At 66.1% G+C, this 16,974-nt stretch carries 16 protein-coding genes; 5 read left to right on the top strand and 11 right to left on the bottom strand.

Features of this window, described 5'->3' with window-relative positions:
• Window positions 1-2: 2 nt before the first annotated feature.
• Genes fmdA through AC1DUN_RS04400 form a run of 3 tightly spaced genes read left to right on the top strand, consistent with a single transcriptional unit; the run spans window position 3 to window position 2,666 of the window.
• On the top strand, window positions 3-1,232 hold the full coding sequence (gene fmdA, locus AC1DUN_RS04410; protein ID WP_477712879.1) for a formamidase: 1,230 nt from the start codon (window positions 3-5) through the stop codon (window positions 1,230-1,232).
• A gap of 29 nt (window positions 1,233-1,261) precedes the next feature.
• Entirely contained in the window at window positions 1,262-1,603 is a 342-nt protein-coding gene (locus AC1DUN_RS04405) for a zinc ribbon domain-containing protein (RefSeq protein ID WP_477712878.1), read from the top strand.
• Between the two features lie 25 nt (window positions 1,604-1,628).
• On the top strand, window positions 1,629-2,666 hold the full coding sequence (locus tag AC1DUN_RS04400) for an aliphatic amidase (RefSeq protein ID WP_477712877.1): 1,038 nt from the start codon (window positions 1,629-1,631) through the stop codon (window positions 2,664-2,666).
• A 191-nt stretch (window positions 2,667-2,857) separates the two neighbouring features.
• On the opposite strand, the gene guaD is transcribed toward AC1DUN_RS04400, so the two are convergent.
• The 4 genes from guaD to AC1DUN_RS04380 form a co-directional block, all read right to left on the bottom strand.
• The gene (guaD, locus tag AC1DUN_RS04395; protein ID WP_477712876.1) at window positions 2,858-4,147 is read right to left on the bottom strand and encodes a guanine deaminase; all 1,290 of its coding nucleotides are present in this window, start codon (window positions 4,145-4,147) and stop codon (window positions 2,858-2,860) included.
• Window positions 4,148-4,263: 116 nt separating this feature from the next.
• Window positions 4,264-4,626, bottom strand: a complete 363-nt coding sequence (locus AC1DUN_RS04390) for a 6-pyruvoyl trahydropterin synthase family protein (RefSeq protein ID WP_477713129.1) — start codon at window positions 4,624-4,626, stop codon at window positions 4,264-4,266.
• Between the two features lie 23 nt (window positions 4,627-4,649).
• Window positions 4,650-5,285 carry a 7-carboxy-7-deazaguanine synthase gene (queE, locus tag AC1DUN_RS04385; RefSeq protein ID WP_477712875.1) on the bottom strand — a complete coding sequence of 212 codons (636 nt, stop codon included), beginning with the start codon at window positions 5,283-5,285 and terminating at the stop codon, window positions 4,650-4,652.
• Between the two features lie 271 nt (window positions 5,286-5,556).
• Window positions 5,557-6,441: a LysR substrate-binding domain-containing protein gene (locus tag AC1DUN_RS04380; RefSeq protein WP_477712874.1), complete on the bottom strand. Its 885-nt coding sequence runs from the start codon at window positions 6,439-6,441 to the stop codon at window positions 5,557-5,559.
• A 130-nt stretch (window positions 6,442-6,571) separates the two neighbouring features.
• Here AC1DUN_RS04380 and AC1DUN_RS04375 point away from each other — a divergent pair, with 130 nt between their 5' ends.
• On the top strand, window positions 6,572-6,976 hold the full coding sequence (locus tag AC1DUN_RS04375; protein WP_477712873.1) for a tautomerase family protein: 405 nt from the start codon (window positions 6,572-6,574) through the stop codon (window positions 6,974-6,976).
• Window positions 6,977-6,987: 11 nt separating this feature from the next.
• Here AC1DUN_RS04375 and AC1DUN_RS04370 read toward each other — a convergent pair whose 3' ends face one another.
• The 7 genes from AC1DUN_RS04370 to AC1DUN_RS04340 all read right to left on the bottom strand — a co-directional run bounded on the left by AC1DUN_RS04370 (window position 6,988) and on the right by AC1DUN_RS04340 (window position 15,345).
• Window positions 6,988-8,277: a YbfB/YjiJ family MFS transporter gene (locus AC1DUN_RS04370; protein ID WP_477712872.1), complete on the bottom strand. Its 1,290-nt coding sequence runs from the start codon at window positions 8,275-8,277 to the stop codon at window positions 6,988-6,990.
• 93 nt (window positions 8,278-8,370) lie between these two features.
• Entirely contained in the window at window positions 8,371-9,414 is a 1,044-nt protein-coding gene (locus AC1DUN_RS04365; RefSeq protein ID WP_477712871.1) for an adenosine deaminase, read from the bottom strand.
• A gap of 88 nt (window positions 9,415-9,502) precedes the next feature.
• Window positions 9,503-10,660 (bottom strand): BMP family ABC transporter substrate-binding protein, encoded by a 1,158-nt coding sequence (locus AC1DUN_RS04360; protein WP_477664806.1) that lies wholly within the window; start codon window positions 10,658-10,660, stop codon window positions 9,503-9,505.
• A 91-nt stretch (window positions 10,661-10,751) separates the two neighbouring features.
• Window positions 10,752-11,672 carry an ABC transporter permease gene (locus tag AC1DUN_RS04355; RefSeq protein WP_477664805.1) on the bottom strand — a complete coding sequence of 307 codons (921 nt, stop codon included), beginning with the start codon at window positions 11,670-11,672 and terminating at the stop codon, window positions 10,752-10,754.
• Window positions 11,672-12,784 (bottom strand): ABC transporter permease, encoded by a 1,113-nt coding sequence (locus AC1DUN_RS04350; protein WP_477664804.1) that lies wholly within the window; start codon window positions 12,782-12,784, stop codon window positions 11,672-11,674. Before AC1DUN_RS04350 ends, AC1DUN_RS04355 begins: the two co-directional genes overlap by 1 nt.
• A complete protein-coding gene (locus AC1DUN_RS04345) occupies window positions 12,771-14,330 on the bottom strand; it encodes an ABC transporter ATP-binding protein (protein ID WP_477712870.1) in 1,560 nt (519 codons plus the stop codon). Before AC1DUN_RS04345 ends, AC1DUN_RS04350 begins: the two co-directional genes overlap by 14 nt.
• A gap of 82 nt (window positions 14,331-14,412) precedes the next feature.
• Window positions 14,413-15,345 carry a LysR family transcriptional regulator gene (locus AC1DUN_RS04340; protein ID WP_477712869.1) on the bottom strand — a complete coding sequence of 311 codons (933 nt, stop codon included), beginning with the start codon at window positions 15,343-15,345 and terminating at the stop codon, window positions 14,413-14,415.
• Window positions 15,346-15,414: 69 nt separating this feature from the next.
• Between AC1DUN_RS04340 and AC1DUN_RS04335 the strand changes: the two genes are divergently transcribed.
• Window positions 15,415-16,974: a xanthine dehydrogenase small subunit gene (locus AC1DUN_RS04335; protein WP_477712868.1), complete on the top strand. Its 1,560-nt coding sequence runs from the start codon at window positions 15,415-15,417 to the stop codon at window positions 16,972-16,974.

The raw sequence follows: 16,974 nt of genomic DNA, 5'->3' as shown, positions 1-16,974 counted from the left end.
GCATGACCGACACGCTGATCAAGGTTGACCTGACGAAGTCGCCCACCCTCAACGAAAACATCCACAACCGCTGGCACCCGGACATCCCCATGGCCTGCTGGGTCAACCCGGGCGACGATTTCATCCTGGAAACCTTCGACTGGACCGGCGGCTTCATCAAGAACAACGACAGCGCCGACGACGTGCGCGACATCGACCTTTCGACCGTGCATTACCTCTCGGGCCCGGTCGGCGTCAAGGGCGCGCAACCCGGCGACCTGCTGGTGGTGGACCTGCTGGACATAGGCGCCAAGCAGGACAGCCTCTGGGGCTTCAACGGCTTCTTCAGCAAGAAGAACGGCGGCGGCTTTCTGACCGACCACTTTCCCGAAGCGCAAAAATCGATCTGGGACTTCAAGGGCATGTTCACGAGTTCGCGCCATGTGCCGGGCGTGAACTTCGCCGGCCTGATCCATCCCGGCCTCATCGGTTGCCTGCCCGACAAGGCCATGCTGGAGATGTGGAACACGCGCGAGCAGGCGCTGATAGACAGCGATCCGGCGCGCACGGGCCTGGCCAACCCGCCCTCGGCCGGCACGGCCCACATGGGCAAGATGACGGGTGCGGCGCGCGACAAGGCCGCGGCCGAAGGCGCGCGCACCGTGCCGCCGCGCGAACACGGCGGCAACTGCGACATCAAGGACCTGTCGCGCGGCTCCAAGGTCTACTTCCCGGTCTATGTCGACGGCGCGGGCCTGTCGGTGGGCGACCTGCACTTCAGCCAGGGCGACGGCGAAATCACCTTCTGCGGCGCCATCGAGATGGCCGGCTGGGTGCATATGAAGGTCACGCTGATCAAGGGCGGCATGGCCAAGTACGGCATCAAGAACCCCATCTTCAAGCCCAGCGTGATCACGCCGCGCTACGACGACTACCTGATCTTTGAAGGCATCTCGGTCGACGAGGCCGGCAAGCAGTACTACCTGGACGTCAACGTCGCCTACCGCCAGGCCTGCCTCAACGCCATCGAATACCTGAAAAAATTCGGTTACTCGGGCGCGCAGGCCTATTCCATCCTGGGCACAGCGCCGGTACAGGGCCACATCAGCGGCGTGGTCGATGTGCCGAATTCCTGCGCCACCTTGTGGCTGCCCACCGGTATCTTCGACTTCGACATCAACCCGAATGCCTCGGGGCCGGTCAAGCACATCGACGGCAAGATCAGCATGCCGCTGTCGCCCGACCTGCGTTGACCACAACGACACGGAAAAGGCGCCGCACCATGCCCACCTATGACTACGACTGCCCCCAATGCGGCAGCTTTGACGCGCTGCGCTCGGTCTCCATGCGCAACCAGGCTGCCGCCTGCCCGTCCTGCGGCAGCCCGGCCGCGCGCATCCTGTCCGTCGCGCCCGCGCTGGCACTGATGGAGGACGGCGCGCGCCGCGCGATGGACACCAACGAGCGCGCGCGGCATGAGCCCAAGCGCTCCGGCGACTACGCACGGCTCAAGCACCCTGCCGGCTGCGGTTGCTGCTCGAGCGGCAAGCGCGGCGCCACGCTGACGGCGCCCAACGGCAACAAGGCTTTCCCCAGCAAACGCCCCTGGATGATCAGTCACTGAAGCCACTCTTCGCAAGGAGCACGACATGATTCACGGCGATATTTCAAGCAGCAAGGACACCGTCGGCGTGGCGGTGGTCAATTACAAGATGCCGCGCCTGCACACCAAAGCCGAGGTGGTGGAGAACGCCAACAACATCGCACGCATGCTCGAAGGCATGAAGAAGGGCCTGCCCGGCCTGGACCTGGTGATCTTCCCCGAGTACAGCACCCACGGCATCATGTACGACAGCAAGGAGATGCACGAGAACGCCGCCACGGTGCCGGGCTTTGAGACCGAGATCTTCGCGGCCGCCTGCCGGCGCGCCAAGGTCTGGGGCGTGTTCTCGCTGACCGGCGAGCGGCACGAGGAGCACCCGCGCAAGGCGCCCTACAACACGCTGATCCTGATGAACGACCAGGGCGAGATCGTGCAGAAGTATCGCAAGATCATGCCCTGGGTACCGATTGAAGGCTGGTACCCGGGCGACCGCACCTATGTGAGCGACGGGCCCAAGGGCATGAAGATCAGCCTCATCATCTGCGACGACGGCAACTACCCCGAAATCTGGCGCGACTGCGCGATGAAGGGCGCCGAGCTGATCGTGCGCTGCCAGGGTTATATGTACCCGGCCAAGGAGCAGCAGATCCTGATCTCCAAGGCCATGGCCTTTGCCAACAACACCTATGTGGCGGTCGCCAATGCCTCGGGTTTCGACGGCGTGTATTCCTATTTCGGCCATTCAGCGCTGATAGGCTTTGACGGCCGCACGCTGGGCGAATGCGGCGAGGAGGAAATGGGCGTGCAGTACGCGGCGCTGTCCAAGAGCCTGATCCGCGACTTCCGCCGCAACGGCCAGTCGGAGAACCACTTGTTCAAGCTGCTGCACCGCGGCTACACCGGCATGATCAACTCGGGCGACGGCGACAAGGGAACGCCCACCTGCCCCTTCAGCTTTTACGCCGACTGGCTGCGCGACCCCGAGGCCGCGCGCCAGCAGGTGGAGTCGTTCACGCGGACGACGATTGGCACGGATGAGGCGCCCATGGAGGGGATTCCGAACCAGAGCAGTGTGGTGGCCTGAAGCGGATCCGAAGGAAATAAGCAGATTTATATCCGCAGATTACGCAGATTGACACAGATAAGGACAAACACGATTGAGTCGTGTGTCAGCGCATGGGTGCAGGGGTTAAGCCTCGATACAAGATTGCTTGTTTTCAATCTGCGTAAATCTGCGTCATCTGCGGATGAATTCTTTTATCCACGGATGACGATTCAGCCACCGTCCGCCTGCGAAATCACCGTGCGCTCAATCACCCGGTCGTCGCCCAGCACGATCAGCGCGAACAGCAGCTCGCCCAGGTTGCCGGCCAGCGCGGTCTTGCGCGCCAGCAGCGGCGTGGCCTGCGGGTTGAGCACCACAAAGTCGGCCTCGCAGCCGGGCTGCAGGTTGCCGACCACACCTTCCAGGCCCAGCGCGCGCGCCGCGCCGGCCGTGTGCTGCCACCACAGCTGCTGCGGCGAGAGCGACAGGCCCGGCTTGGTCTGCCCTTCGCGGCCCACGTAATAGGCGGCCAGCATGGTGTGGAAGGGGCTGAAGGAGGTGCCGCCGCCCACGTCGCTGGCCAGGCCGTAGGGGTAGCCGATGCGCTCGGCGCCCTCGTAGTCAAAAAACCCGCTGCCCAGGAAGAGGTTGCTGGTCGGGCTGACGGCGGCGGCCGTGCCGGTGGCGCGCATCAAGGCGCGGTCTTCGTCGTCTATGTGTATGCAGTGCGCATAGACGGCGCGCGGGCGCAGCAGGCCGAACTGTTCATAAACGCTCAAATAGCTGCGCGCCTTCGGATACAGCTGCCGCACCCAGGCGATCTCGTCCTTGTTCTCGGCGACGTGGGACTGTATCCAGACGTCGGGGTATTTCGCGGCCAGCTCGCCGGCGCCGCGCAGCTGGGCTTCGCTGCAGCTGGGCACAAAACGCGGCGTGATGGCATAACCGAGCCGGTCCACGCCGTGCCAGCGCTGGATCAGGGTTTCGGTATCGATGAGGCTTTGCACGGTCTCGTCGCGCACGCCCTCGGGCGAGTTCTGGTCCATCAGGCATTTGCCGGTCATCAGGCGCAGGCTGCGCTTTTGCGCTTCGCTGAACAGCGCGTTGACGGACGCGGGATGCGAGGTGGCAAAAGCCAGCGCGGTGGTGACGCCGTTGCGCAGCAGCTCGTCCATAAAAAAGCCGGCGGCCTGGGCGCTGTGGCCGGCGGCCGAAAAGCGGCTTTCCTCGGGAAAGGTGTAGTTTTCCAGCCAGGGCAGCAGGCCTTCGGCGGGCGAGCCGATCACGTCGAGCTGCGGGTAATGGATGTGCATGTCCACAAAACCCGGCGCGATGATGCGGCCCGGCAGGTGTTCGACAGGCAGCTCGGCAAAACGCGGCGCCAGCGCCTGGTAGCTGCCCGCGGCCTGGACCACCTGGCGGCCTTGGGCGTCCGGGCCCACCACCAGCAGGCCGTCGGCCTCGTAGGCGGCCTGGGCGGGGCCGGTGAAATACAGAATGGCGGCGCGGTAGGCTTTCATGGGGCTAGGTTACCCCAGCAGGTGCGCGTGGCGATATGTAAAAACCGATAAGGGGTATCGTGCGCCGCTGGCCCTCACCCTAACCCTCTCCCAGAGGGAGAGGGAACAAGAGCCCCTCAGCGGCTCACGCGGCAGCCGTCGCCCAGCGAGGCGCGCCAGACACGCACCGAGGTCAACCCCGGCAGGCGCGCGTCCAGCTTGCGGAAGATGAACTGGCAGAGGTTTTCGAGTGTGGGCGGGCCCAGCTCTTTCACGTCGTCGAGCAGGTGGTGGTCCAGCTCCTCGCGCAGCACGGCGATTTCGCGCCGCACCAGGCCCAGGTCCATGACCATGCCGGTGGCCGCATCGGGCTCGCCGGCCACAAACACCTCGGCGTTGTAGGTGTGGCCGTGCACGCGCTTGCTGCCTTCGGCCTCGATGGCGCGCTTGAGCGTGTGGGCCGCGTCAAAGTAAAAAGTCTGGCTGATCTCGCAGCGCATGGGGGGATGTGGGGAGGCTTGTTTCATCGGATGCCCGTGATCTTGTGGGTCTGCAGGCTGAGCCGCCAGGCCGGGCGCTCCATGCACAGCTGTATGCAGGTTTCGGTGTTTTGCTGCCGCTGCGGGTTGTCCATGGGCTGCAGGTAGCGGTGCGTGAAGTCGGCGGCCTCGAGCTCGGCCAAGTCAAAACTTGGCTGGGGCCAGACCAGCTTGAGCTCCTGGCCCGCGCGCTGCACCCAGGGGGCGCCGGCCTTGGGGCTCACGCAAATCCAGTCTATGCCCTCGGGCGCGGCGATGCTGCCGTTGGTCTCGACCGCGATCTGGAACCCGCGCGCATGCAGCGCGGCAATCAATTCGGCATCGACCTGCAGCAGCGGCTCGCCACCCGTCATGACCACAAAACGGTGGGCGCTGTCGCCGGCCGGCCACTGCGCTTCGATCTGCTGGGCCAGCGCATCGGCATCGGCGAACTTGCCGCCCAAGGTGCCGTTGGTACCCACAAAATCGGTGTCGCAGAACCGGCAGATAGCCGTGGCGCGGTCCTGCTCGCGGCCGGACCAGAGATTGCAGCCCGCAAAGCGGCAGAACACCGCGGGCCGCCCGGCATTGGCGCCCTCGCCCTGCAGCGTGTAGAAAATTTCCTTGACCTGGTAGCTCATGGCGCGGCTTTCGCGCGGCCACGGCCGCAGCCCGCCGCGGGCATCAGCCGCAGCGAAACAGGAAGTTGAACAGGGGAAATAAAACAGGCGCCCGCACAAGCCGAAAGACCGGGGGTCGCGAGGTTTTTATACATGGTGGTCCTCTACATGGCCCCGGAGATAAACAGAGATGCGGGCGCGCCGGGGCAGCACGCTGAAGTCCTGATTTTACCGGTTCAGGCCGGATGGCGGGATTTCAGGGGATTTGCGGGCGGATTACGGCCTCAAAGCCTCAAGGCACGGGCATCTCGCGCGCCTGCTGCTGCAGCCAGCCGCAAAAGCTGTCCAGCCGCGCATGCGGCCCGGCACGCCGCCTGGCTACGTACTGGTAGGCGCTTTCCTCAAAGCCCAGGGGCGCCACCAGGCGGCCGGCACGCAGGTCGTCCATCACCAGGTGCCAGGGCGCAATGCAGACGCCCAGCCCGCCCACCGCAGCCTCCAGCGTGAAGTAATAGTGCTCAAAGGCCGGCCCGGCCTGCACCGCCAGGTCAAGGCCGCGCGAGGCGCACCACATGTGCCAGGCGTCGGGCCGCGTGGTCGTGTGCAGCAGCGGCAGGCCAGCCAGGTCCTGGGGCTGGCGCAGGGCCGCCCGGGCCGCCAGCGCGGGCGCCATGACCGGCCCCAGGCGCTCCACAAACAGCGGCAGCAAGGTGGCCGAGGGCTGGCTGTCACGCTCGGCGACCGTGATGACGAGGTCGTAACGGTCGCGGTCCAGGTCCGGCGCATGCTCGGCCGCGCTGAGGCGGACTTCGGTGTCGGGGTGCAGCGCGTTAAAGCCGTACAGGCGCGGAATCAGCCATTTGACGGTAAAGGTACTGAAACAGCACACGTCCAGCGTTCCGGCCTCGCCGCTGCGCACCTCGCGCACCGCGGCTTCCATCTGGTCCAGCGCGGCGGACAGCGCCGGCCACAGCGAGGCGCCGGCGGCCGTCAGCTGCGGCTTGTTTTTGGCGCCCTCGAACAGCACCACGCCCAGCGCCTGTTCCAGCTGCCGCACCTGCCGGCTGATGGCGCCGGGCGTGACCGACAGCTCCTCGGCGGCGGCCGTCATGCGGCCCAGCCGGGCGGCGGCCTCAAAGGCGCGCAAGGCATTCAGGGGTGGGAGGCGGCGCTTCATGATGTGAGTTTATTGCACATACGACGCGCCAAGAAATCGTTTTTCCTGGTGGACCTTCCTCGGCAAAATTCGCGACACCCTGGCAAAACAGGCAGCTCGCCCGCAACAACTTCAATTGAGGAAAAATCACATGCCCTTTATCCGCACCAACGTCCACCAGAGCACCAGCCCCGAACACCGGCATGGCATCGTCATGGGCATACACCAGGCCCTGGTCGAGAGCATAGGCATGCCCGAAGACGAGCTCTTCAACATGGTGAACGACTACGGCGCGGGGCAGTTTTTCTTCGACCCGACCTTCAACGGCATGGCACGCTCGGATAGGCCGGTGGTCGTGGAGATCACGCTGCGGCGCGGCCGCAGCGACGCGATGAAACGCGCGCTTTACGCGGCCATTGCGCGCAATTTAAAAACCAACGCCGGCGTGGCGCCCGACGATGTGTTTATCTTCATGCACGAGAACGACTACTCGGACTGGTCGGTGGGCGGCGGCAAGTTCGCCATGGCGCTGGTGCAGCAGCCCGGCCCGGGCTGACACCAGGCGCCCTATTTGCCCGCAACGGTCTGGCCGGACGGCAGCGCCGGCAGCACCGGGTAGGCCCTGGCCATCCAGAGATAAAGGCCGGCGCCCACCAACAGCGTGGCCGCGGCAATCTCCAGCGACAGCGTAAAGCCCGCGCCCGCATTGGGCGTGTGGCGCAGCAGCACCGCCACCAGCGGCGGGCCCAGGATCTGGCCGACACCATAGGTGGCGGTCAAGAGGCCCATAAAACTCGCGGCCGTGGCGGGTTTCAGGCGGCGCACTTCCTGCATCGCAAAAAAAGTGATGGCGGTGAACGGGATGCCCAGCATCAGGCTGCCAATCGCAAAGCCCGCGAGGCTGGGGCTCCAGAGGCTGGCTGCGATGCCCAGGGCCTGCAGGAAATAACAGCCCGCCAGCAGCAGGCGAAAGTCCTTGCCCGGCGGCAATCGCGTGGCCAGCAGTGCGCCCAGCATCACGCCCAGGCCGAAGATGGGCCAGAACATGTCCAGCCAGGCCGAGCCCGGCAGCGCCGCGCGCGCGATCACCGGCAAAAAAGTGGCGGTGATGATGTAGCCAAAACCCGCCAGGCCGTAGGCCAGCGTCAGCAAAGTCATTTCGGCCTGGCCGTGGTGTGGGGCCGCACCGGGCGAGGCGGCGGCGCGCGGCGCCAGCGCGATCAGGCGCTCGTCGCCGCCGCGCAGCACATGCCAGACCAGGGCCGCCAGCACAAAGGACAGTGCGCCAAACAGCATCCAGCCCGTGGCCGCCGTCCAGTGCCAGGCCACCATGCCGGTGGCGAACAGGCCGCTGAGCACAATGCCGGCGCCCGGGCCCATATAAATAATGCCGCCCATCGCGGGCACGCCGCGCCTGGCCAGTTGCGAGAGGCACCAGCCCGAAGTGAACACAAACACCACCGCGCTGGTCACGCCGGCCGCGAAGCGCAGCAGCGGCCACGCGGCCGGGAAATGCCAGCCCATGGCCAGGGTCAGCACACCGGTGGCGAGCAGCCCGGCGCGCACCAGTGAAGAGTAAGCCAGCGAAGGCAGCCCCTTGAAGCGCGCCCACAGCCAGGGCTGCAAGGTGCAGAGAATCGCGCCCAGCATGTAGCCGAAGTAGTTGGCACTGGCCAGCCAGCTGGCCGTGGGCAGGTCAACCACGCCGTCGCTGAGCATCATGGGCAAAAGCGGCGTGAAGGCAAAACGCCCTATGCCCATGGCCACGGCCAGTGCCACCAGCCCGGCCAGCGCGATGGGCCAGGCGCCGTGCGGCGCGGGGGAAGACTCTTGATGCGGCTGCGATGTGGAGGCCATGCCCGGGGGTCCTTGCTTGCTCTAGGGTTCTACCCGGATCATACGTTTGGGCCGCCGCCGGGACAGCCGGCGGCGGGAATAACCCCGTGGTCCCTAACTGAAGCGCTCAAAGCTTTCGTTGAGGCGGTCCACATAACGCGCCTTGGCCGAGGCGTCGATAAAACTCGCCTCAAAACTGTTGCGCGCCAGCGTGTAGGCATGGCGCGCATCCATGCCGGTGGCCGCGAAGGTCTGCGTGAAGTTCTCGTTCATATAGCCGCCGAAGTAGGCCGGGTCGTCCGAGTTGACCGTGGCCGCCAGGCCGGCGTCCAGCAGTTCGCGCAGGTTGTGGCTGGCCAGGTCGGGGAACACGCAGAGCTTGAGGTTGGACAGCGGGCACACCGTGAGCGCAATGCGGTCTTGCGCCAGCCGCCGCATCAGCGAGGCATCGCGGCTGGAACGCACGCCGTGGTCCACGCGCTCGACCTTGAGCACGTCGAGCGCCGTCCACACATATTCAGGCGGGCCTTCCTCGCCCGCATGGGCCACCAGGTGAAAGCCCAGCTCGCGGCAGCGCGCAAAGACGCGTGCGAATTTTTCGGGCGGGTTGCCGACCTCGCCTGAATCCAGGCCTATGCCGATAAATTTGTCCCGGAACGGCAAGGCCTGCTCCAGCGTCTCGAACGCGTCTTCCTCGCTCAGGTGGCGCAAAAAGCACAGGATCAGCGAGGCGCTGACGCCGAATTCAGCCTGTGCGTTCACACAGGCGCGGTGCAGTCCATTGACGACGGTGGCCATGCTGACGCCGCGCGCGGTGTGGGTCTGCGGGTCGAAAAACATCTCGGTGTGCAGCACATTGTCGGCCGCCGCCTTGCGCAGGTAGGCCTGGGCCATGTCGTAGAAATCCTGCTCGGTGATCAGCACACTGGCACCGGCGTAATAGATGTCGAGAAAGCTCTGCAGGTTGGTGAAGGCGTAGGCGCCGCGCAGCTCTTCAACGCTGGCGTAGGGAATCGAGACATTGTTGCGGCTGGCCAGCGCGAAGATCAGCTCGGGCTCCAGCGAGCCCTCGATGTGCATGTGCAGCTCGGCCTTGGGCATGCGCCTGAGTAGCTCGGGCAGGCGGTCCACGGCCACGGGTTTGACGGAAAAAGACATATCGGCTCCCTGAAAAACAAAAGGCTGCCTGAAGGCAGCCGAATCCGGATCCATCCCCTCTCCCGGAGGAGAGGGGGTGAAAGACTCATCAGTTGCCGGGCACCTTGCCCTCAACGCCCTTGACGTAAGTCTTCAGGCCGCCCAGGAATTTGTCGTCGGCCACCACGTCTTTGGCCAGCAGTTCCTTGCCGGTGTTGTCGGTGATGGGGCCCTTCCAGATCGAGAAGCTGCCGTCCTTCAGGCCGGCCTTGACTTCGTCGATGCGCTTTTTCGTGTCGTCGGGCACGTCGGCGGCAATCGAGACGATGTCGATCGCGCCTTCCTTGACGCCCCACCAGGAAGCGGTGTTGCCCTTCCACTTGCCTTCAAGCGCCTCACCCACGGCCTTCACGTAGTAAGGGCCCCAGTTGATCACGGCCGAGGCCAGGTGGGCCTTGGGGCCGTAGGCGGTCATGTCGGAATCCCAGCCGAAAGCGCGTTTGCCCATTTTTTCGGCGGTCTGCAGCACGGCGGAGGAATCGGTATTCTGGAACAGCACGTCGGCTCCGCCGTTGATGAGAGCCGTGGCGGCTTCGGTTTCCTTGGGTGGGTTGAACCATTCGTTGACCCAGACCACCTTGGTCTTGACCTTGGGGTTGACCGACTGCGCGCCCAGCGTGAAGCTGTTGATGTTGCGCACCACCTCGGGAATCGGCACCGAGCCGACCACGCCCAGCGTGCCGGACTTGCTCATCTTGCCGGCGATCACGCCGGCCATGTAAGCGCCTTCGTAGGTGCGGCTGTCATAGGTGCGCATGTTGTCGGCCTGCTTGTAGCCGGTGGCGTGCTCGAACTTGACGTCCTTGGTGTCGCCGGCGACCTTGAGCATGGGTTCCATGTAACCGAAGGTGGTGCCGAAAATCAGCTTGTTGCCCTGGGCCGCCATGTCGCGGATCACACGTTCGGCGTCGGCCGACTCGGGCACTTTTTCGACGAAGCTGGTGACGACCTTGTCGCCGTAGGCCTGCTGCACCGCCTTGCGGCCGTTGTCGTGGGCATAGGTCCAGCCGCCGTCGCCCACCGGGCCGACATAGGCAAACGCCACCTTCAGGGGCTCGGCCTTGGCGGCGGGCGCCGCAGCCGCGGGCGCGGCGGCCGGAGCTGCCGGTGCCGCCTCTTCCTTTTTGCCGCAACCCACCAGGGCCGCCGCAGCCACCGCGGACAGGGCCGCCAGCTTGAGCAGGGAACGTTTTTGCAGGTCAGTCATGTCATCTCGCTTTCGTGGAAGGAAGGTGAAGAAAGTAAAACAGGGTGCACGGAAAAAATGCAATTATGCGGCGGAAACCCGGGACAGGTCCTCAAGCCCCGGGGTAAAACGGCTTGCCGATGGAGCTGGGCATGTTGACGCGAATCCACAGCGGGTTGCGCGAGATCAGCACCAGCACCACGATGGTGGCCAGGTAGGGCAGCATGCTCAAAAACTGCGTGGGCACGTTCACGCCCAGGCTTTGCAGGTGGAATTGCAGCATGGTCACCCCGCCGAACAGGTAAGCGCCAAGCAACACCCGTGCCGGGCGCCAGGTGGCGAAGGTGGTGAGCGCCAGCGCGATCCAGCCCTTGCCGGCGATCATGCCCTCGACCCACAGCGGCGTGTAGGCCACCGACACATAGGCGCCGGCCAGGCCGCACAGCGCGCCGCCGGCCACCACGGCCGCCAGCCGTATGCGCCGCACCGGGTAACCCAGCGCATGCGCCGATTCGGGGCTTTCGCCGACGGAGCGCAGCACCAGGCCGGCGCGCGTGCGGTACAAAAACCAGACCAGCCCGGCCGTCAGCGCCATCGCGATATAGACCATGGGATGCTGGCGGAACAGCGCCGGCCCCAGCAGCGGGACGTCGGCCAGGAAGGGAATCGGGTAGTGCGGCTGCTCGGGCAGTTTTTCCTGCACGTACTTGATGCCGGCAAAGGCCGAAAAACCCGCGCCGAACAGGCTCAGCGCCAGGCCGGTCGCGTACTGGTTGGTATTGAGCCAGATCACCAGCACGCCGAAAACAGCCGCCAGGAAGGCGCCCGCCGCCATGCCGGCGGCAAAGCCCAGCCAGCTGTTGCCGGTGTGCACCACCGTGGCAAAACCGGCGATGGCGGCGCACAGCATCATGCCCTCGGCGCCCAGGTTGACGATGCCGGCTTTTTCATTGATGAGCAGACCCAGGGCCGCGATGGCCAGCACGGTGCCGGCGCTCAGCGTCGCGGCGATCAGCAGCGCGGTGGAATCCATCACTCGGCTCCTTTGAGGACTTCGGACGACGGCGGCGTGGCCACCGGCATGGTGATGGGCTTGGCCAGCCTCAGGCGGTAGGCGATCAGGGTGTCGCAGGCCAGCAGGCTGAACAGCAGCAGGCCCTGAAACACGCCGGTGATGGACTTGGGCAGGCCCAGGCGCGACTGCGCGAGCTCGCCGCCTATATAAAACATGCTCATCAGGATGGCCGAGAACACCACGCCCACCGGGTGCAGCCGCCCCACAAAGGCGACGATGATGGCGGCAAAACCGTAGCCCGCCGGCACATAGGGCGTGAGCTGGCCTATGGGGCCGGCCACCTCCAGCGCGCCGGCCAGGCCCGCGGCGGCACCCGAAGTCAGCAGCGCCAGCCACAGCGCGCGGCGCGACGAGAAGCCCGCATAGCGCGCGGCCGCGGGCGCCAGGCCGCTCACTTCATGCCGGAAGCCCGCATAGGTGCGGAACAAAAACAGCCACAGCCCGGCCACGCCCAGCAGCGCGAGCAGGATGCCGATGTTCACGCGCGAGCCCTGCATGAGCCGCGGGATCTGCGTCACGGCCTCAAAGGTCTTTGTCTGCGGGAAGTTGTAGCCGTTGGGGTCCTTCCAGGGCCCGAAGACCAGGAAGTTGAGCACCATGTCGGCCACATAGACCAGCATCAGGCTGACCAGGATCTCGTTGGCGTTGAAGCGGTCGCGCAGCAGGGCCGTGAGGCCGGCCCAGGCCATGCCGCCCGCGATGCCCGCCAGCAGGATGGCCGGAACAATCCAGGGGCCGGTGGTTTTTTCCGCCAGCAGCGCGATGCCGCCGGCCGCGATGGCGCCCATGACAAACTGGCCTTCGGCGCCTATGTTCCAGACATTGGAGCGAAAGCAGACAGCCAGCCCCAGCGCGATGATGAGCAGCGGCGTGGCCTTGACCAGCAGCTCGCCGATGGCATACGGCGACTTGATCGGTTCCCAGAAAAACACCTGCAGGCCCTTGACCGGGTCCTTGCCCAGGGCCGCGAACAGCGCCACGCCTATCAGCACGGTGATCAGCAGGGCCAGCAGCGGCGAGGCATAGCTCCAGAAGGCGGATGGCTGGGGGCGGACTTCAAGCTGCGCCATGGGCCACCTCCGTCTGCGACCACAGGCCGCTCATCCACTGCCCCACGCGCTCCACGGTCGCGTCGGCGCGCGGCAGCGAAGGCGAAAGCTGGCCCTTGGCCATCACATAAAGCCGGTCACAGATGTCGAACAGCTCCTCGAGCTCCTCGCTGACCACCAGCACCGCGCAGCCGGCGTCGCGCAGCTTGAGCAGCTCGCCGCGTATCTGCGTGGCCGCGCCCACGTCCACGCCCCAGGTCGGCTGCGACACGATGAGCAGCGTGGGCTGGGCATCGATCTCGCGGCCCATGATGAATTTCTGCAGGTTGCCGCCCGACAGCGACTTGGCCACGGCCTGCGGCCCGCCCGACTTGACCTTGTAGGCGGCGATGATGCGCTCGGCCTGCGCCTGCAGCGCGCCGCGGTTCAGCCAGCCGTTGCCGGCGACGGACTCCTTGCGCGTGAGCAGCAGGTTGCGCGCCAGCGAAAGCGAAGGCACAGCGCCGCGGCCCAGGCGCTCCTCGGGCACAAAATGCAGGCCCAGCGCGCGGCGCCGGTGTGGCCCGAGCTTGCCCACCGCCTGGCCCTTGACCACGATCGCATCGCCGGCGGCGCGGGTGTCTTCGCCCGAGAGCGCGTAGAGCAATTCCTTCTGGCCGTTGCCCGAGACGCCGGCAATGCCCACCACCTCGCCGGCGCGCACCTGCAGCGCCACCTGGTGCAGGTCCACGCCGAACTGTTCTTCCTTGGGCAAATCCAGCTGCTTGACGTCCAGCACTACGGCGCCGGCGTGCAGCTCGCGGTGCTCCAGCGCGGGCGGCTCGGCGCCAATCATGAGGCGGCTCAGCGAAGCATTCGATTCCTGGCGCGGGTCGCATTCGCCCGAGACCCTGCCGCCGCGCAGCACCGTGCAGGCGGTGCACAGCGCGCGGATTTCATGCAGCTTGTGGCTGATATAGAGGATGCTGCAGCCCTGCGCGGCCAGCTGGCGCAAGGTGACAAACAGGTTTTCGACGGCCTGCGGCGTCAGCACCGAGGTCGGCTCGTCCAGGATCAGCAGCCGGGGATTCGTGAGCAGCGCGCGCACGATTTCCACGCGCTGGCGCTCGCCGACGCTGAGCGTGTGCACCGGCCGCGTCGGGTCCAGCTGCAGGCCGTAGGCCTGGGTGGTCTGTACGATGCGGGACGAGACCTCGGCCAGGCTCAGGTGTTTGTCCAGCCCCAGCCAGACGTTTTCGGCCACGGTGAGCGTGTCGAACAGGCTGAAATGCTGGAACACCATGCTGATGCCCAGGGCCCGCGCCTCGTGCGGGTTGCGCACCGTCACGCTCTGGCCGTCCATGGCCACGGTGCCGGCGTCGGGCCGGACGGCGCCGTAGATGATTTTCATCAGCGTGGACTTGCCGGCCCCGTTCTCGCCGAGCACGGCGTGGATCTCGCCGGGCCGCACGGTCAGCGAAATGCCGCTGTTGGCCAGCACACCGGGATAACTTTTGCTGATGCCCTCCAGCCGCAGCCGCGCTTGCGGCCCGGAGGGGCTGTCGGTGGGGGGCTGTGCTGTGCTCATTTGTCTCGTGGTGTCCGTTTTTTGGGGTGGTCGGTATTCTAGGGAGCCAGGCCGGCGGCACATGCCCGGCCGTCACGGGAAGTCATTCTTTTCGCAGCATGGAGGCCACGGACTTGACCCTCTCGCGCAGCCATTTCGCGGCATTCGAGGCATGCGTGCGTTCATGCCAGAGCTGGTAATACATCATGCGCGGGAACTCCACCGGGCTGGGCAGTATGGCGACCGGCAGGATGCCGGCAAAACGTTCGCAGTACTGGCGGCCCGTGGTCATCACCAGCAAGCTTGATGCCACCATGGACGGCATCAGGCCGAAATGCGGGCAACGCACCGTGATGTTGCGCGCCAGGCCCAGCGCGTCCAGGTGCTCGTCGATCACGCCCTTGGCGCCCGGGTGCAGCGCCGAAGGCGCGATGTGTTCGGCTTCCAGCCAGCTCGCGGTGTCCCAGCCGCGGCGCACCGCGGGGTGGTCCTTGGCCACCAGGCACACCACCTCGTCGCCGAACAGGCGCGCCATGTGCAGGTCATCGGGCGGCGCGGCCCAGTTGCCGATCACGATGTCGGCCTGGCCCTGGGCCAGCTGCGCGCGGTAGTCGGAGTCGGCCGACAGCGGCTGGATCTCGATGCGGCAGCGCGGCGCCTGCGCCTTGACCTGCGCGACCAGCTGCGGCAAAAAAAGCGGGTCCAGGTAGTCGCTGGCCGCCAGGCGGAAGGTGCTGTCGGCCGTGGCCGGGTCGAAGCCGCGGGCGTCGCTGAACAGCATGCCGGCCGCGCGCAAAATGCTGGCCGAGGGCTCGATCATGCGCAGGCCGGCATCGGTGGGCACCATGCCCGCGCCCGAGCGCACCAGGATGGGGTCGCCGGCCAGCACGCGCAGGCGCTTGAGCGCCGCGCTGACGGCGGGCTGGTACATACCCAATCGGATGGCGGCGCGTGATACGCTGCGTTCAGTAAGCACGGTGTTCAAGACCCTGATGAGATGGAGGTCTATCTTGTCGAAAAGCGCCTGGTCTTTCATACCTTTTCACCCATGCGCTTGATATGGGCTTTGATATGCCGGGCACGGCGCGAGTGTTTAACCTGAAGCATGGCTGTTCCACTTTCTTCCAGACCCATCCGCTTCATCAGGCGGGGCGAAGTTGTTTCCGTCAGCAATGTACCACCCAGCCGCACCCTGCTGGACTTGCTGCGCGAGGACATGGCCTGCACCGGCACCAAGGAAGGCTGCGGCGAGGGCGACTGCGGCGCCTGCACCGTGGTGCTGGGCGAGGCCTCGGGCGGGCAGGTCCAGTACCGCGCCATCAACAGCTGCATACGGCTGGCGCATTCGGTTGACGGTTTGGCCTTGTGGACAGTCGAGGACCTGGCGCAAGACGGTGCCCTGCATCCGGCCCAACAAGCCATGGTCGACCAGCATGGCTCTCAATGCGGCTTCTGCACCCCCGGTTTTGTGATGAGCCTGTTCGGCATGTACCAGAACCACGTTTGCAAGGGCGAGCCCATTAGCCGCGAGCTCGCGCAGGAAGAACTCTCGGGCAACCTCTGCCGCTGCACCGGCTATCGGCCCATCCTGGACGCCGCGCAGGCCATGGCCGCGCTGCCGCCCGTGAAGGTTGATGAAGCCGCGCTGCTGCGCAAGCTCCAGTCCCTGCGCTCGGAGCCCGGCGTGGCCGAAACAGCCTACCTGGCCCCGCGCACCCTGGCCGGCCTGCTGCAGGCCCGTGCTGAACAACCCGGCGCCCAGCTGGTCGCCGGCTGCACCGACGTGGGTCTCTGGGTCACCAAGATGCATAGGGAATTCGGCCAGGTGATTGACGTCACCAAGGTGCAAGAGCTGCGGCGTGTTGAACACTACCCGCATCACATCGCCATAGGCGCGGCCGTGACGCTGGCCGATGCCTACGCGGCGCTGGTGAAGGACCGCCCGCAGCTGCACAACTTCGCGGCCCGCTTTGCCGGCCTGCCGGTGCGCAACTCGGGCACCCTGGGCGGCAATGTCGCGAATGGCTCGCCGATTGGCGACTCCATGCCGCTGCTGATCGCGCTGGGCGCCAACGTGGTGCTGATGAGCGTGCGCGGGCATCGCGAGATGCCGCTGGAGAAGCTTTACACCGGCTACCGCCAGAATGTGATGGCGGCGGATGAGGTGCTGGCCTGGGTGAAGGTACCCAGGCCGGGTGGCCCTCACCCTAACCCTCTCCCAGGGGGAGAGGGGACTGAAGAGAAAACCGGTATTGCTCCCTCGCCCCTCTGGGGAGAGGGCTGGGGTGAGGGGCCGGAACGGCTACGGGTCTACAAAATCTCCAAACGCTACGACGACGACATCTCCGCCGTCTGCCTGGCCATCAACCTGCAAGTGCAGGACGGCCAGGTCATCGCCGCCTCAATTGGCGCGGGCGGCGTCGCCGCCACGCCGGTGCGCGCGGTGCGGACCGAGGCAGCGCTTACCGGAAAGCCCTGGACCCAGGCCACCGTGCGCCAGGCCATGGCCGCCTTGCGCGCCGAGTTCTCGCCCATCTCCGACATGCGGGCCTCGGCCGCCTACCGCAGCGAGGTGCTGGGCAATTTGCTGCAGCGCTACTGGCTCGAAAGCCGGGGCCTGCAGCAGATCAACCTGGCCTCCTTCCGGTTGGAGGAGGCCGCATGA

The sequence above is a fragment of the Polaromonas sp. P4_F6 genome (genome assembly GCF_056401275.1).
This window is presented reverse-complemented; position numbering and strand designations above follow the sequence as displayed.